Source organism: Rhodanobacter sp. B05, assembly GCF_002001085.1.
Taxonomy (GTDB): domain Bacteria; phylum Pseudomonadota; class Gammaproteobacteria; order Xanthomonadales; family Rhodanobacteraceae; genus Rhodanobacter.
The window spans coordinates 176,121-191,412 of the sequence record NZ_MUNU01000014.1 but is presented as its reverse complement, the minus strand read 5'-3'; the positions used below and the strand labels follow the sequence as shown (position 1 = coordinate 191,412).

General features: G+C 64.6%; 16 protein-coding genes. 4 read left to right on the top strand and 12 right to left on the bottom strand.

The window, feature by feature from the left end; all coding sequences use genetic code 11:
* Window positions 1-198: 198 nt before the first annotated feature.
* Together B0E47_RS16775 and purB are read right to left on the bottom strand one after the other, a co-directional pair.
* Window positions 199-609 carry a DUF6188 family protein gene (locus B0E47_RS16775; protein WP_139351390.1) on the bottom strand — a complete coding sequence of 137 codons (411 nt, stop codon included), beginning with the start codon at window positions 607-609 and terminating at the stop codon, window positions 199-201.
* Between the two features lie 273 nt (window positions 610-882).
* Complete coding sequence (gene purB, locus B0E47_RS08330; protein WP_077513593.1) at window positions 883-2,250, bottom strand: adenylosuccinate lyase; 1,368 nt, start codon at window positions 2,248-2,250, stop codon at window positions 883-885.
* 209 nt (window positions 2,251-2,459) lie between these two features.
* Here purB and B0E47_RS08325 point away from each other — a divergent pair, with 209 nt between their 5' ends.
* Window positions 2,460-3,842, top strand: a complete 1,383-nt coding sequence (locus B0E47_RS08325) for a class II fumarate hydratase (RefSeq protein ID WP_077513592.1) — start codon at window positions 2,460-2,462, stop codon at window positions 3,840-3,842.
* Window positions 3,843-3,904: 62 nt separating this feature from the next.
* On the opposite strand, the gene B0E47_RS08320 is transcribed toward B0E47_RS08325, so the two are convergent.
* The 6 genes from B0E47_RS08320 to B0E47_RS08295 all read right to left on the bottom strand — a co-directional run bounded on the left by B0E47_RS08320 (window position 3,905) and on the right by B0E47_RS08295 (window position 8,080).
* A complete protein-coding gene (locus B0E47_RS08320) occupies window positions 3,905-4,465 on the bottom strand; it encodes a DUF2884 family protein (RefSeq protein ID WP_077513591.1) in 561 nt (186 codons plus the stop codon).
* Between the two features lie 88 nt (window positions 4,466-4,553).
* Complete coding sequence (locus B0E47_RS08315) at window positions 4,554-5,534, bottom strand: hypothetical protein (RefSeq protein WP_077513589.1); 981 nt, start codon at window positions 5,532-5,534, stop codon at window positions 4,554-4,556.
* Window positions 5,531-6,388 (bottom strand): ABC transporter ATP-binding protein, encoded by an 858-nt coding sequence (locus B0E47_RS08310; RefSeq protein WP_077513587.1) that lies wholly within the window; start codon window positions 6,386-6,388, stop codon window positions 5,531-5,533. The genes B0E47_RS08315 and B0E47_RS08310 overlap by 4 nt, the downstream gene beginning before the upstream one ends.
* Window positions 6,385-6,759 (bottom strand): GntR family transcriptional regulator, encoded by a 375-nt coding sequence (locus tag B0E47_RS08305; RefSeq protein ID WP_077513585.1) that lies wholly within the window; start codon window positions 6,757-6,759, stop codon window positions 6,385-6,387. Before B0E47_RS08305 ends, B0E47_RS08310 begins: the two co-directional genes overlap by 4 nt.
* 2 nt (window positions 6,760-6,761) lie before the next feature.
* Entirely contained in the window at window positions 6,762-7,121 is a 360-nt protein-coding gene (locus B0E47_RS08300) for a hypothetical protein (RefSeq protein ID WP_077513583.1), read from the bottom strand.
* Window positions 7,122-7,489: 368 nt separating this feature from the next.
* Window positions 7,490-8,080 (bottom strand): FMN-dependent NADH-azoreductase, encoded by a 591-nt coding sequence (locus B0E47_RS08295; RefSeq protein ID WP_077513580.1) that lies wholly within the window; start codon window positions 8,078-8,080, stop codon window positions 7,490-7,492.
* Window positions 8,081-8,192: 112 nt separating this feature from the next.
* On the opposite strand from B0E47_RS08295, the gene B0E47_RS08290 reads away from it, so the two are divergent.
* From B0E47_RS08290 to B0E47_RS08280, 3 genes are all read left to right on the top strand, one after another.
* Complete coding sequence (locus tag B0E47_RS08290; RefSeq protein ID WP_077513578.1) at window positions 8,193-9,167, top strand: LysR substrate-binding domain-containing protein; 975 nt, start codon at window positions 8,193-8,195, stop codon at window positions 9,165-9,167.
* Between the two features lie 64 nt (window positions 9,168-9,231).
* Window positions 9,232-10,374: a pyridoxal phosphate-dependent aminotransferase gene (locus tag B0E47_RS08285; protein ID WP_077513576.1), complete on the top strand. Its 1,143-nt coding sequence runs from the start codon at window positions 9,232-9,234 to the stop codon at window positions 10,372-10,374.
* A gap of 2 nt (window positions 10,375-10,376) precedes the next feature.
* Window positions 10,377-11,177 carry an amidohydrolase gene (locus tag B0E47_RS08280; protein WP_077513574.1) on the top strand — a complete coding sequence of 267 codons (801 nt, stop codon included), beginning with the start codon at window positions 10,377-10,379 and terminating at the stop codon, window positions 11,175-11,177.
* 67 nt (window positions 11,178-11,244) lie between these two features.
* On the opposite strand, the gene arsC is transcribed toward B0E47_RS08280, so the two are convergent.
* Genes arsC through B0E47_RS08260 form a run of 4 tightly spaced genes read right to left on the bottom strand, consistent with a single transcriptional unit; the run spans window position 11,245 to window position 14,791 of the window.
* A complete protein-coding gene (arsC, locus tag B0E47_RS08275; protein WP_077513572.1) occupies window positions 11,245-11,589 on the bottom strand; it encodes an arsenate reductase (glutaredoxin) in 345 nt (114 codons plus the stop codon).
* Window positions 11,590-11,601: 12 nt separating this feature from the next.
* A complete protein-coding gene (locus B0E47_RS08270; protein ID WP_077513571.1) occupies window positions 11,602-12,960 on the bottom strand; it encodes a pseudouridine synthase in 1,359 nt (452 codons plus the stop codon).
* A complete protein-coding gene (gene scpB, locus B0E47_RS08265) occupies window positions 12,957-13,808 on the bottom strand; it encodes an SMC-Scp complex subunit ScpB (RefSeq protein WP_077513570.1) in 852 nt (283 codons plus the stop codon). Before scpB ends, B0E47_RS08270 begins: the two co-directional genes overlap by 4 nt.
* Window positions 13,809-13,858: 50 nt before the next feature.
* Entirely contained in the window at window positions 13,859-14,791 is a 933-nt protein-coding gene (locus B0E47_RS08260) for a ScpA family protein (RefSeq protein WP_077513568.1), read from the bottom strand.
* Window positions 14,792-15,292: the final 501 nt, after the last annotated feature.

Sequence of the window (15,292 nt, the reverse complement as noted above, 5' to 3'; positions counted from 1 at the left end):
AACGCGCGCAAGATACGACAGACGACCAAGCGCACGAAAGGCAACAACGCAGGCCAGCCTGGAACAGCAAACCGCCGCTTTGCCACACGAAGCCAAGACGTGAAACGCGCGAAGCACTACGAAGGAAAATGCTCTGCCGCCTAACGCTGGAGTTAAGCGGCGGCGAAGCCGTCCGCCTTGAACGAGATGTTAGGCAGCTCAGCCCCAAACGGCCACATTGCCGCCGCCTTGACCGACTGCAACTGTGCCAATTGGACCCTCCACTTGCCAGGCTTCGTAGCCACTTGAATCCGAGACGACTTGAAGGGTTTGCCCACCGAAGTTAAGAGTGAGATCAGCCGTTCCGCGCGAGACCTGGACAGCAGTGAGAGTGTGGCCGAGCAACTTGTTAGAAAGCTCCGATATAGCGTGCACCGGCTCTTTGCGGCCGAAGAGTTGGCCCTCGTCTCGGCTGGTAAGCGCCAGTGTGCCGGATGAGAGCAGGCGCCACAGCGACTCAATTTGCACGCGGTAGCCACCACTCAACTTTATGACGCACGGACAGCCCTCCCACTGCTCGACGGCATCGACGGTACGACCAGTGAGTTGCGAAGTCCACGAATCTTCCATGAGCTGCCTAACGCTTAGTAGACCCCAATTCGGGGCATATGCACCGGATGTTCAGCTGTAGGCCATCGCTCGTCAAGCGAGCAAATCCGACCAGCTGACAAGGGATTGCGGGGTGGTTGTCGTGATGTGTGGGGGCAGGGACGGCCTTTGCATATTTCACGAATCGAGGCGCTATGTCTTATGGCCCCGGAAGTGGAGGAATAAACCGTATGGTCGGCAGATGCGCACATCCTCGCCGCCGGGAAAGGCCGTGAGCCACGCGGACAACCGCGTTCAGATGTCCTTCGCCAGTGTCTCGGCCAGGCCGATATAGCTGCCCGGGGTCAGTTCCAGCAGGCGCTGCTTCGCATCGGCCGGCAGGTCAAGCCCACCGATGAATTCGCGCATCGAATCCTTAGTGATGCCATGGCCCCGGGTCAGCGCCTTGAGCTGTTCGTACGGCTCGGGCAGGCCGTAGCGGCGCATCACGGTCTGCACGGCTTCGGCCAGCACTTCCCAGCTGGCGTCGAGGTCGGCGCCGATGCGTTCGGCGTTGACGTTGAGCTTGCCCAGGCCTTTCTTCAGCGACTCCAGCGCAACCAGGCTGTGCCCGAACGCGGTGCCAAGTGCGCGCAGCACGGTGGAGTCGGTAAGGTCGCGCTGCCAGCGGCTGATCGGCAGCTTTTCGGCGAAGTGGCCGAGCAGGGCATTGGCGAGGCCGAAGTTGCCTTCGGCGTTCTCGAAGTCGATCGGGTTGACCTTGTGCGGCATGGTCGAGGAGCCGACTTCGCCGGCTTTCAGGGTCTGCTTGAAGTAGCCCAGCGAGATGTAGCCCCAGATGTCGCGGGCCAGGTCGATCAGGATGGTGTTGGCGCGGCGCACGGCATCGCAGTATTCGGCGACGTTGTCGTGTGGCTCGATCTGGGTGGTGTAGGCGTTGTAGTCGAGGCCGAGACTCTCCACGAAATGCTGCGAGAAGGCCTGCCAGTCCAGTTCGGGATAGGTGATGACGTGGGCGTTGTAGTTGCCTACCGCGCCGTTGATCTTGCCGGACACTTCGACCGCCACCAGCTGTTTGCGCTGGCGCTCGAGGCGCGCGACCACGTTGGCGATTTCCTTGCCCAGCGTGCTGGGCGAAGCGGTCTGGCCGTGGGTGCGCGAGAGCAACGGCAGGGCGGCATTGGTGTGTGCGAGCTCGCGCAGCCGGGCGATCACCGCGTCGAGCTGGGGCAGCAGCACCTGCGTGCGCGCGTCGCGCAGTATCAGCGCATAGGACAGGTTGTTGATGTCCTCGCTGGTGCAGGCAAAGTGCACGAATTCCTTCGCCTGGGCCAGGCCGGCATCGGCGCCGATCTTTTCCTTGATGAAGTACTCGACCGCCTTGACGTCGTGGTTGGTGGTCGCCTCGATCGCCTTGATGCGCTCGCCGTCGGCCACGCTGAAGTGGTCCGCGATGGCCTTCAGGGTGGCGACCTGGCTCGCGTTGAACGGCGGGAGTTCAGCGATTTTCGGTTCGGCGGCCAGGGCCAGCAGCCACTCGATCTCCACCTGCACGCGGCGGTGCATCAGGCCGAACTCACTGAAGATCGGGCGCAGCGCCTCGACCTTGCTGGCGTAGCGGCCGTCCAGCGGCGACAGGGCGGTCAGGGCGTGGGAGGACATCGGCAGGTTCCGGCGAGGGGAAGCCACCATTTTACATTGACGGCAGGCCAATGTTCGGCGGCTTATAGTGCGGCAATGTCCCCCTTTCCTCCGTTCACCCCGAGCATGGCCGCCTGGCGACGGAGTCGAAGGGCTGGGGGAGGCTTCGACTTCGCGCCTTCGGCGCTACGCTCAGCCCGAACGGCTGAGAAATACCAAGGATTTCCCCGATGAACAACTTCCGCATCGAACACGACAGCATGGGCGAACTGAAAGTCCCTGCCGACGCGCTGTATGGCGCGCAGACCCAGCGCGCGATCGACAATTTCCCGATCTCCGGCCTGCACCTGCCGCGCCCGTTCATCCGTGCGCTGGGCCTGATCAAGGCGGCGGCGGCCGAGGTCAACCTGGCGATGGGGCACCTGAAGAAGAACCAGGCGGCGGCGATCCGCAAGGCCTCGATGGCGGTGGCGGAAGGGCAGCACGACGCGCAGTTCCCGATCGATATCTTCCAGACCGGTTCGGGCACCAGCACCAACATGAACGCGAACGAGGTGATCGCGCATCTGGCGGTGGCAGCCGGCACGAAGGTGCACCCCAACGACCACGTCAATTACGGGCAGAGCTCGAACGACGTGATCCCGACGGCGATCCACGTCAGCGCCACGCTGACCACCAGCGAGCAGCTGCTGCCCGCGCTGAGGCATCTGAAGAAGGCGATCGACAAGCGCGCCCGCGAATTGAAGAACACACCGAAGACCGGTCGCACCCATCTGATGGACGCGATGCCGATCACGTTCGGGCAGGAGTTGTCAGGGTGGTCGGCGCAGATCGGTTCGGCGATCGAGCGCATCGAGGATGCCTTGAAGCGCATGCGCCGGCTGCCGCAGGGCGGGACCGCGGTGGGCACCGGCATCAACGCCGATTCGAAGTTCGGTCCGGCGATGGCGGCGCAGCTGAAGAAGCTGACCGGTGTGAAGTTCGAGTCGGCGGAAAACTATTTCGAGGGCATGGCCGCGCAGGATGCGGCGGTGGAGCTGTCCGGCCAGTTGAAGACGCTGGCGGTGGGCCTGATGAAGATCGCCAACGACCTGCGCTGGATGAACTCCGGCCCGCTGGCCGGCCTCGGCGAGATCGAGCTGCCCGCCCTGCAACCGGGTTCGTCGATCATGCCGGGCAAGGTCAACCCGGTGATTCCCGAGGCGGTGGCGATGGTCGCCGCGCAGGTGATCGGCAACGATGCCTCGATCACCATCGCCGGCCAATCCGGCAACTTCCAGCTCAACGTGATGCTGCCGCTGATCGCGCACAACCTGCTGCAGTCGGTCGGGATCCTGGCCAACGTCAGCGTGCTGCTGGCCGACAAATCCATCGCAGGCTTCAAGGTCAACAAGGCGCGGGTGAATCAGGCGCTGGCGATGAACCCGATCCTGGTCACCGCGCTGAACCCGGTGATCGGCTACGAGAAGGGCGCGGCCACCGCCAAGCAGGCGTACAGGCAGCACCGGCCGATCATGGACGTGGCGCTGGAAACCACCGGGCTGTCGAAGGACGAACTGAAAAAACTGCTCGATCCGCTGACGCTGACCCGTGGCGGTATCCATGGCGAGTGACGCCACCGGTCCAACGAAAAGCCGCCCATCGGGGCGGCTTTTCATTCGGGTGGTCACCTGACTCAGGTGCGATGGTGGTCTCTCACGTCGCGCTGGCAATCATTGGCGTCATTGGTCTTGATCACGGCATAGGGCTGGAAGGCGGGAAGTTGAGCAGCCAGCGTTTCCTGGGTCGACCTGAGTCCCGCCAGATCGGTGCAGATCAGGGCGACCTGGGCTTCGACCTTGGCTGCGCTGGCATTGACTTCGCCGTCGATCTTGTCGGTGTTGCCGCTGATGAGGCCGGACGCCACGCTGCTGATGGCTTTTCCTGCCGTCGCGATACCTGCGTTGCCGGTGGCGATGCCGTGATCGCGCAGGGCCAGGGCGGTGCTGTAGTAGTGCTTGAGCAGGTCGCGTTGAGCGTCCGTGACGGTGACGCTGGTGCCGGAGATGCTCAGGTCGCCGGCGGCCGTGATGTCGGCATCGGCACGGTCGGGTGCATGCACCGCGATGATGCCGTTGTGGATGGTGATGTCGTTCGTGCTGCTGTCGCCGCTGATGTAGGTCGTGGTGGTGCTGCTACTGCAGCCCGCCACGCCGGCAGCGATCAGAACCAGTACGGGTAACAGGTAAGCGCGCATCCCGGTCTCCTTCGGTCTCGGTCTGGTGGTTCGTTTCGTTGTCATGCGGCAGCCGTGCAGGAAGTGACCTGCACGGCTGCCGCTGACGTCAGCTGTCGTCGCGCCAGCGACGGAACCAGATGGCGCCGGCCAGCATGGCGACGGCTGCGGCCACGCCGATCCAGAGATTCAGCGAACCGATCGCGGCGTACGTATGCATCACGCCAAGGCTGGACAGAAGTTCGGCCGGGCCGTCGCCACCGATGTGCGAGACCTGAGTCAACCAGCCGCCGGGAAAGACGCTCAACAGGACACGGCCAAGCACCTCGCGCCAGTACCAGCTGTTGGATACGTTCAACGTGCCCAGCAGGTTGAACCAGCCGATCGCGACGCCGATCGCCACCGGCAACACCACGGCCCACAGGAACGGCTTGCTGCGTGCCCAGGCCGAGCACAGCATCAACCAGCCCACCGTCGGCAGTGCCCACAACAGGTACAGCGGGATCGAGCCAACCAGGTTCAGCATCACTTGCAGGGGATGCGACAGGGTCAGCAGGTGCCACACGCCCACGCCGTGCAGTGAAAGCGTCAGCGCGAACATCATCAACATCAGGATCCCGGTCACGGTACCCACCACTACGGCGATGAACGGTGCGACCACGGTGGCGGCGATGACCTTGGAGAGCACGGTGGCGGCATCCGAGACCGGCAGCGATTTCCAGAACAGGATGCTGCGGTCGCGGCGGTCGTCGTACAACGCACCGAGGCAATAGAAAAACACCACGAAGCCCATCACGATGCTGATGATCATGCTCGGCGAGTACATCACCAGGTCCAGCCCGGCGCCGACGGTGTCCATGGATTGCTTGTCCAGCGCCTTGACCAGCAGGTTCATGTTGTTCTGGCTGCCGCCGAATGCCAGGTTGAAGCCGTGGCCCGCACCCAGCACCTCGCCGGTGACGATGCCCATCAGGTTGAGCAGCAGGAACACGCCGCCGGTGATCACCGGGGCCCAGAACAATCCGCCGCGATGTTCCCAGAACTCGCGCTTGACCAGCCAGAACAGGGTGTTCGTCGTGGAGGTTTTCATGCGTAGGTTCCCTTCATGGTGGCGACGAACAGGTCGCTGACGGAGGGCCGGCGGGTCTCGCCCAGGCTCTCCAGTTGCGCACGGCTGACGCCGTCGAACAGAAAAATGCTCTTGCCGAAGACCTGGCGCTCATCCAGCGGCTTCAGCGAGCGGGCCGCGTCTGCCTTGTCGGCATTCACCATCACCTCGATGAAGCGCTCGCCGATCGCGTCCATGTCGGCATCCAGCACGATCTTGCCGTCGCGGATGAACATCAGGTCGGTGAGGATGTGCTCGACTTCCTCGACCTGGTGGGTGGTGACGATGATGGTCTTGTTCTCGTCGAAGTAGTCTTCCAGCAGGCTCTGGTAGAACTGCTTGCGATAGAGGATGTCCAGGCCCAGGGTGGGTTCGTCCAGGATCAGCAGCCTGGCGTCGATCGCCATCACCAGGGCCAGGTGCAATTGCACGATCATGCCCTTGGACATCTGCCGCACGCGTTGAGCGGGCTGCAGTTTGGTGCGGGCCAGGAAGGCCTCGCACTTGGCGCGATTGAAGCGCGGGTGCACGTGGGCGACAAAATCGACCACTTCCGAGACGCGGATCCAGCGCGGCAGCACCGCCACATCGGCGATGAAGCATACCTCGCCCATCAGCTTGTCGCGCTGCTTGCGCGGGTCGAAGCCCAGCACATTCAGATCGCCGCTGAAATCGGTGAGGCCGAGGATCGCCTTCAGCGCGGTGGTCTTGCCGGCGCCGTTGGGGCCGATCAGGCCGACGATGCGGCCCGGCTCGATCTGGAAGTTGACCTTGTCCAGCGCCAGCGTCGCCTTGTATTGCTTGCTCAGGCCGCTGGCCGTGATCACCGCGCTCATGCTTGCTCTCCCTTGTGGCTGTCGGCTTCGCGCAGCAGCGTCTTCAGGTCCAGCCCAAGCCGCTGCAGGCGGGCGTACAGTGCCGGCCATTCCTCGCGCAGAAAGCGCTCGCGTTCCGATTTCAGCAGCGCATCGCGCGCCCCTTCGATGACGAACATGCCCAGGCCCCTCCTTTTCTCAACCAGTTGTTCATCGACCAGTTCCTGGTACGCCTTCGACACGGTCAGCGGATTGATCTGGTAATCGGCCGCGACCTGGCGTACCGACGGCAGCGGGTCGCCTTCATTCAAGGCGCCGTCCAGGATCATCGCCACCACACGCTGGTGCAGTTGGCGATAGATCGGGACGCTGTCGTTCCAGGTGATGGTCATGGTTATTCCTTGGTGATGCGACCGAACTTCTTGCCAAACGAATAGTAGGGCATGACCAATTGCGACCCGAGCAGACCGAACGACTGGAACGATGCATCGGTGCGGGTCTCCGAGCCGGTCGGCGAGGTCGTCAGGACGAGCCTGCTGGTGTCGCTGATCAGTGCCGCGGCGCGCATCTCGGCGGCGCTGGGGTGAACCACGGCCGGCGCCAGATTGGTGACGTGGGCGGGCGGGGTGCTGTTGGCGCTGCTGGTGCTGTGGTCGGTCGGCTGCCAGGCGTCGACGTTGTACAGCACGGCGCGCAGGCTGGCGAAGGTGAGCAGGACGGCGGCGGCGCCGGCGATCAGTTTGTACGCTTTCATGACGAACCTCCTTAGTGAGCTCGTTGTGTGGTGTTGTAGTGAACTATAACACCGAGTTTCGATTCGTCAATAGCCGCAGGCGGATTTGGTCACATGACTGGTGGCCTATATGGGCGAAAAGGTGGTCAGCGGGGGCGGAAGCACGGCAGGACCGCCCCATGCCGGCGCGAGAACCCTGCGGGCTCGCACTGCGCCTGGCAAACGAGTCCTGTCACCAGGGTGATCAATCGATGGGCGGGGGCAGGGCGTTGAAGCTCCGGGGCGGCCACAAAAAGGCCGGCTTCGCATTGCCGGCCACCTCACCGAGTTTTCCTGGCGGAAACGCAAACGGCCCCGCAGGGCCGTCGCGCACAACCTGTGCTGCAAGTTCAGGCGGCCTTGGCCACCGGTGCGACCAGCGAGCCAATCGCGGCCTGCGCCGCCAGCAACGCTTGCGCCTTCGGCTCGTCGCCCATGTTGAGTCCCTCGGCGCGCACGAACTCGACATCGGCGATGCCGATGAAGCCGAATACGGTACGCAGATAGGACTCCTGGAAATCCATCACGGCGGCCGGGCCGTTGGCGTACATGCCACCGCGGCTGGAGGCGATGATCACCCGCTTGCCGCCGGCCAGTCCCTCGGGGCCGTTGGCGCCATAGCGAAAGGTCTTGCCGGCGACCGCGATGCGGTCAATCCAGGCCTTGAGCTGGCTGGGAATGCCGAAGTTGTACATCGGCGCACCGATCACCACGATGTCGGCAGCGAGAAAGTCCTCCAGCATCTGGTTGCCCAGCGCCACGGCGGGGTCATTGGCGTCGGCCACCGGCGACCAGTGCGGCAACGGTTCGGTGGTCAGATCATGGTAATGAGCCTGGATGTCAGCAGTCTGGCGCTTCAGCTCGGCTACGATGTCGGCGGTCAACTGGCGCGACACGGAATGGGCACCCAGAGCGCTGGAGTCGATATGCAACAGTTTCATGGTGAGGTTCCTGATCGGGCCGACGAATCGGCGATGTGATCAGGATATATTTGGAACAATGTGGCGATAAGATGGTAGTTATCGGACGTATCGTCCGTTCAAGGAAACAATCATGACGGTATTGAGCGGCGCCCTGCAGGACCTCAACGACCTGTATTTCTTTGCTGCGGTGGTCGAACACGGCGGCTTTTCCGCGGCTGGCCGGGCCTTGGGCGTGCCGAAATCGCGGCTGAGCAAGCGGGTGGCCCAGTTGGAGGAGCGGCTTGGCGTGCGCCTGCTGCAACGGACCACGCGGCGTTTCGTGGTGACCGAGGTCGGCGAACGTTTCTATACGCATTGCCGTGCCGTACTGGAAGAGGCGCAGGCGGCCCAGGATGCGGTGGACGAATTGCGCGCCGAGCCACGCGGCGTAGTGCGTTTGAGTTGCCCGGAATCGCTGGCGCAGACGGTGCTGGCGTACTTGCTGCCGGATTTCCTCGTGCAGTATCCGAAGATGCAGGTGCGCTTGCTGGCCAGCAACCGCCGTGTCGATGTGGTCGGTGAAGGCTACGACCTGGCGATCCGGGTACGCAGCAAGCTGGACAGCGACGCGAACCTGGTGATGCGCAGTTTCGGCCAGTCGCGCACCAAGCTGGTGGCCAGCCCCGCGTTGCTGAAAGCGCAGGGGCGTCCGACCACGCCGGAGGAACTGGCCAGGCTGCCGGCGCTGTCGATGCGCGAGCATGAAGGCGCGCAGGTGTGGGAACTGATCGGCGCCAACGGCGAACAGGTCAACGTGGAAGTGCAGGCGCGCCTGATCACCGGTGACTTCGCGGTCTTGCTGGAGGCCGCCCGTCGCGGCATGGGCGTGGCGTTGCTGCCGGAGTTCGTGTGCGCCCCCGCGATCACCGCCGGCGAACTGGAGGTGGTGCTGCCGGACTGGAGCATGCCTGAAGGCACCATGCACTTTGTCTACCCCAGTCGCCGCGGCATGCTGCCGGGCGTGCGTGCGCTGGTCGATTTCCTGGCCGAACGACTGCCGGCCACCACCTTGCTGAAGCACGAGCAATGCAAGCTGCGTCCGCTGGAGGCGCTGCCGAAGTCCTGATGTGCACCACCGCATCGATGCGCTACGCTTGAACCTTTATGGACATCCAAACGGCCGAATGACAATGATCGAAACCAAGCTCCCGAAAGTCGGCACCACCATCTTCAGCGTGATGAGCCAGCTGGCGTTGCAGCACAAGGCAGTCAACCTTGGCCAGGGCTTCCCCGACTTCGAGCCGCCGCAGGCGTTGCGCGATGCACTGACCCGTGCCATGAACGAAGGCCGCAACCAGTACGCACCGATGCACGGTACGGCGGCGTTGCGCGAGCAGATCGTGCTGAAGGTCGCGCAGCTGTACGGCCGCAAGCTCGATGTCGATACCGATATCACGGTTACGTCCGGCGCCACCGAAGCGATCTTCGCGGCGATTGCCGCCGTCGTGCGTGCGGGCGAGGAAGTGATCGTGTTCGATCCGGCCTACGACTGCTACGAGCCGGCGATCGAGTTGCAGGGCGCACGTGCGGTGCATATACCGCTGACCGTGCCGACTTTCGCGATCGATTGGCAGCGTGTGCGCGACGCGGTGACGCCGAAGACGCGGATGATCCTGATCAACAGCCCGCACAATCCGTCCGGCGCGGTGCTGTCGAGTGCCGACCTCGAAGAACTGGCGGTGATCGTGCGCGATACCTCCATCGTGGTGTTGTCCGACGAGGTGTACGAGCACATCGTGTACGACGGCGCGCAGCACGAGAGCGTGTTGCGCCACCCGGAACTGGCCGAGCGCAGCATCGTGGTCTCCTCGTTCGGCAAGACCTACCATTGCACCGGCTGGAAGGTCGGTTATGCCGTGGCACCGGCGGCGTTGTCGGCCGAGTTCCGCAAGGTGCATCAGTACCTCACGTTCTGCACCTTCCATCCGGCGCAGGTGGCGTTCGGCGAATTCATGGCCAGCCATCCCGAGCACTACCTGGAACTGCCGGCGTTCTACCAGGCCAAGCGCGATCGTTTCCGTGCACTGCTGGCATCATCGCGCTTCAAGCTGCTCGACGTGCCGGGCGGCTATTTCCAGCTGGTCGACTATTCGGCGATTCGCGACGAGGACGATCTGGCATTCAGCCGCTGGCTGGTGGAGCAGGGCGGTGTGGCGGCGATTCCGTTGACGCCGTTTTATGCGAAGGCGCCGGGTACCCGTTTGTTGCGGCTGTGTTTCGCCAAGAGCGACGCGACCATGGAGGCTGCCGCCGAGCGGCTGTGCCGGCTGTGACGATGGAATCCCTGAAGGTCGCCCTGGTGCAGGGTGCCACGCGCTGGCACGACGCGCCGGCCAATCGCGATTACTACGCCAGCCTGGTGCGCCAGGCCGCAGGCAGCGATCTGATCGTGCTCCCCGAGACGTTCCTGTCCGGCTTCAGCAACGACACCCGCAGCGCGGCCGAGGGCATGGACGGCGAAGGCGTCGCCTGGTTGCGGGCACTTGCGGTCGAGGTCGGCGCGGTGATCTGCGGCAGCCTGGCCATTCGCGACGGCGAGACGGTATACAACCGGCTCTTCTGGGCGCGTCCCGACGGCAGTTTTGAGCAATACGACAAACGTCACCTGTTCCGCATGGCGGGCGAGCACACCCGCTACGGCAGCGGCAGCGAACGGCTGATCGTGGAGTTGAAAGGCTGGCGGATCCTGCCGCAGGTCTGCTACGACCTGCGTTTTCCGGTGTGGCTGCGCAACCGCCGACTGGCTTCCGCCACTGGCGGCATGGATTACGATCTGGCGCTGTTCGTTGCCAACTGGCCGGCACCGCGCCGGCAACCCTGGCGCACCCTGCTGCGCGCGCGGGCGATCGAGAATCTCAGCTACGTGGTAGGCGTGAACCGCGTCGGCGTGGATGGCAACGACATCGCCTACGCCGGCGACAGCGCGGTGATCGACCCGGTCGGCGAGCCTTTGCTGGAACTCGGTGCACAGGAGCAGGTGGCGATGATCACGCTCGATCCGGCGCCGCTGCTGGCACATCGCGAACGTTTTCCGGCGTGGATGGACGCCGATGGGTTCTCGCTCGATCCGGGCTGATTCGTCGGCCACATGAAAACAGGAAGCCGCCTTGTTGGCGGCTTTCTGTCGATCGACACGCAGGCATTCAGAGGATCGCCAGCACCGCTTCCGGTGGGCGACCGAGCGCAGCCTTGCCGTTGGCGACCACGATCGGTCGCTCGATCAGCTTCGGATGCGTCACCATCGCGCTGATCAAGGCAGCATCGTCGAGCGCAGGATCGCCCAGTCCGAGTGACTGATATTCGTCCTCGCCGCTGCGCAACAGTTCGCGTGCCGTCATGCCCAGCTGTTTCAACAATACGGCCAGTTCGGCCGCGCTTGGTGGGGTGTCGAGGTAGTTGATCACCTCGATCTTGCCGCCGCGCTCTTCCAGCAAGGCCAGCGTGGCGCGTGACTTGGAGCAGCGGTTGTTGTGGTAGATGCGGATCATCAGCCGGAGCGCTCAGCGATTGCCGGAACGGTTGCCGCCGCGCCCGGGTGGACGCCCGCCGCCATGCCCCTTCGGGCGCGGACCAGCGGCGCCGGCTGGGCGATTGCCGCCGCGTCCTTGCGGACGATTGCCACCCGGCCCGGCGGCGAAGGGTTTGCCGCCGGCAGCGTGGCGGTTGCCGGTGGTGGCGCCAGCCTGGCCGCGCGGACCGCCGGGACGGGCGCCATCGCGATTCTCGCCGGCGAACCAGGTGCGTACCGAGGGCAGCTCCTGGCCCGGCGCCACACGACGCCCCTTGCCATGTCGGCCCGCAGCGCCGCCGGCACCGCCCGCACCGCGCTCGGGGCGCGCGACATTGCCATTGACTTCCTTGCCGCCGGTTCGCGGCGGCTTGCGGCCGCGCACCGGCTCCTCGCGGATGCGGTCGTAGGCGCGCAGTTCGCGCGCCTCGTCCTGGCCACCGGTCCAGGCGGTGCCGGCGCCGCGTTCGGGGCGGTACTCGGTGACGCTGCGGCTGGCGCGGCGCTGGTGCAGGATCGGACTCAGGGTCAGTACCGGCTGCGCAGCGCCCAGGCCAGAGGTCTGGCGCAACTGCTTGACGCTTTCGGCGTCCAGCGCTTCGCATTCGCCACGGCGCAGGTTGCGCGGCAGTTCGATCCGGCCATAGCGGATGCGCTTGAGCCGGCTGACCAGGAAACCTTGCGAGTCCCACAGGCGGCGAACCTCGCGATTGCGACCCTCGCGGATCACCACGCGGAACCAACTGTGGCTGCCACCGCGGCTGATCACCGCGATGTCGTCGAAGCGGGCCGGGCCGTCGTCCAGTTCCACGCCGGCTTTCAGGCGTTCGACGATTTCGTCGGGCACCTCGCCGTGCACGCGGCACAGGTATTCGCGCTCCATGCCGCTCTTGGGGTGCATCAGGCCGTTGGCCAGCTCGCCGTCGGTGGTCAGCAACAGCAGGCCGGTGGTGTTGATGTCCAGTCGACCCACGGCGACCCAGCGCGCGCCTTTCAGTCGCGGCAGCTGTTCGAATACGGTGGGGCGGCCTTCCGGGTCGTCGCGGGTGGTCAGCACGCCTTCGGGCTTGTGGTAGATCAGCACTTCGGCGTCGTCGCGGCTGTCGGTGGCCACGACGAACTGCTTGCCGTCCATGACCACGCGGTCGCCGGCCTTCACGCTCATGCCGATTTCCGCGGGCGCGCCGTTGAGTTCGATTTCACCCGACTGGATGCGTTGCTCGAGCATGCGGCGGGAGCCCAGGCCGGCATTGGCCAGTACTTTGTGCAGGCGTTCTTCCAGCGCGGGCGCGTCGGCGTCGGGGCGCGGTTCGCGTTTCAGGGTCAGAACGGATTTTTGCGGCGCAGTCATGCGCGGTACTCCTCGGTATCTTGGCTTGCGTCGTCGGCTTCGACGTCCGCGGCGGGGTTCGCTGCCTCATCGGCAGTGGCAATCGGGTGGTCGATGGCAGGGCTCGTGTCGGAGCCTGGCGCGTCGACCTCGGATGAAACGGCAGGCGCGTCGGCGCCGGCCGTGTTGTCGTCGGCATCTGCGGCGTCCGCGGATGCGTGGTGTGCGATTTCCGTTTCGCCGTCGTCGGCTTCGGCGGCCATTTCCTCGTCCGGATCGATCGGCAGGTCACGCGCGATGCGGACCGGCAGGGGTTCCGGCTCGAAGCGCATCTGCGGGTCTTCCATGTCGCGGATTTCGGACAGTGGCGGCAGCTGGTCCAGCGATTTCAGGTTGAAATAGTCGAGGAAGGCGCGGGTGGTACCGAACAACGCCGGCCGGCCCGGAACATCCCGGTGGCCGACCACGCGGATCCATTCGCGCTCTTCCATGGTCTTGATGATGTTGGAGGACACCACCACGCCGCGGATCTGCTCGATCTCGGGACGGGTGATCGGCTGCCGGTAGGCGATCAGGGCCAGGGTTTCGAGCAGCGCACGCGAGTAGCGGCTGGGCCGCTCGGTCCACATCCGCGAGATCCACGGATGCACGTCCTGGCGTACCTGGTAGCGGAAACCGGAGGCGACTTCCTTCAGTTCGATGCCGCGTCCCTCGCAGTCCCCGCCCAGCGACTCCAGCGCCTGCGCAATCTGCTGCGGGCCGACTTCCTCGTCCTCGTTGAACAGGTCGCCGAGCTGATGCACGGTCATCGGCTGGGTGGAGGCCAGCAGGGCGGCCTCGATGATGGGTTTGAGTTGGTCGATCTGCATGGCCTTGGGGTCGGATGCCGATTCAGTATGGGGCGGTCAAAAAATTGGGTTCATTCGCCGGATGATTCGATCAGCGCCGATTCGCCCGTTGTGTCGTCCGCCGGCAACTCGGCGGGTTCTTCGCTGTGGCTGGCCCTGGCCTTGACGTAGATCGGCGCCAGCGGTACTTCCTGCACGATCTCGATCAGCATTTCCTTGGCCAGTTCCAGCATCGCCAGGAAGGTCACCACGATGCCCGGGCGTCCCTCGGCCAGGTCGAACAGATCCTCGAAGCGGTGGAAGCTGTCGTCGTCCAGCCGGCTCAACAGCTCACCCATGCGCTGGCGCACGCTGAGCGCCTCGCGCTTGATCGCGTGATGACCGAACAGCTCGGCGCGGTGCATCACCTCTTTCAGCGCCAGCAGCAGCTCGGTCAGCTCCAGCGGTGGCGGCAAGCGGATCACGTTGCGCTCGCCGACGTCGGCATGCACCACCACGCTGTCGCGTTCCATCCGGGGCAGGGCCTCGATCTCCTCGGCGGCGCGCTTGAAGCGTTCGTACTCCTGCAGTCGCCGTACCAGCTCGGCGCGGGGGTCGTCTTCCAGCCCTTCCTCGATCGGCGGTCGCGGCAGCAGCAGCCGCGACTTGATCTCGGCCAGGATCGCGGCCATCAACAGGTATTCCGCGGCCAGTTCCAGCCGCATCACGTCCCGCATCAGCTCGATGTAGGTCATGTATTGCCGGGTGATCTCGGCAACCGGGATGTCCAGGATGTCAAGGTTCTGCCGGCGGATCAGGTACAGCAGGAGGTCCAGCGGTCCCTCGAATGCCTCCAGGATGACCTCGAGCGCGTCCGGCGGGATGTACAGATCCTGCGGCATCTGCAACATCGGTTCGCCGCGCACGATGGCCAGCGGCATTTCCTGCTGTTGCGGTACCGACGCAAATGCATCGGGCGTTGCATCGATCTGGCTGGACTGCTCGACGACGGGTTCAGTACTCATCAAGGCCTGTCATGGGGCCGCGTTCAACGGCTGGCAGTGGGTTCAACGTGGGTCAGAGCTGTTCATCTGCAGGCACAACGTGCATGTCCGTGCCCGGAATATCCGCGCTCGAACGCGGCGTTGAGGGGCGTTCCCGGGTGTCGCGTTCCTGTGCATCTCCAAAACCGAGGCGCTGTCGGCGCCATCGTCACGACGGGCATGATGAAGCCACGGGCTGTGGTTCGGTCAGGCGGGTCGTCAGCGACCATTGCGCACCTGCTGCGGGTTGTCGGCCACGGCAACGGTACAAGTCAGTGGGTGAAAACAACACGCCGCTGGCTCTTTGCTGGTCGGTCTGAGTACTTCGGTGGGCAACCGTGGAGTGCCGGGCGGGCCGGCAGCAAACATGTTCCACGGAACCACGCGTTGCCAGAGAGTAACGGCAAGCCGGCAACAAGTCCAGTCAGAACAGTCAGGTCGCTTGGCGGGGCCGTGGATGGGACAGGCGCCACGGACAGGGTT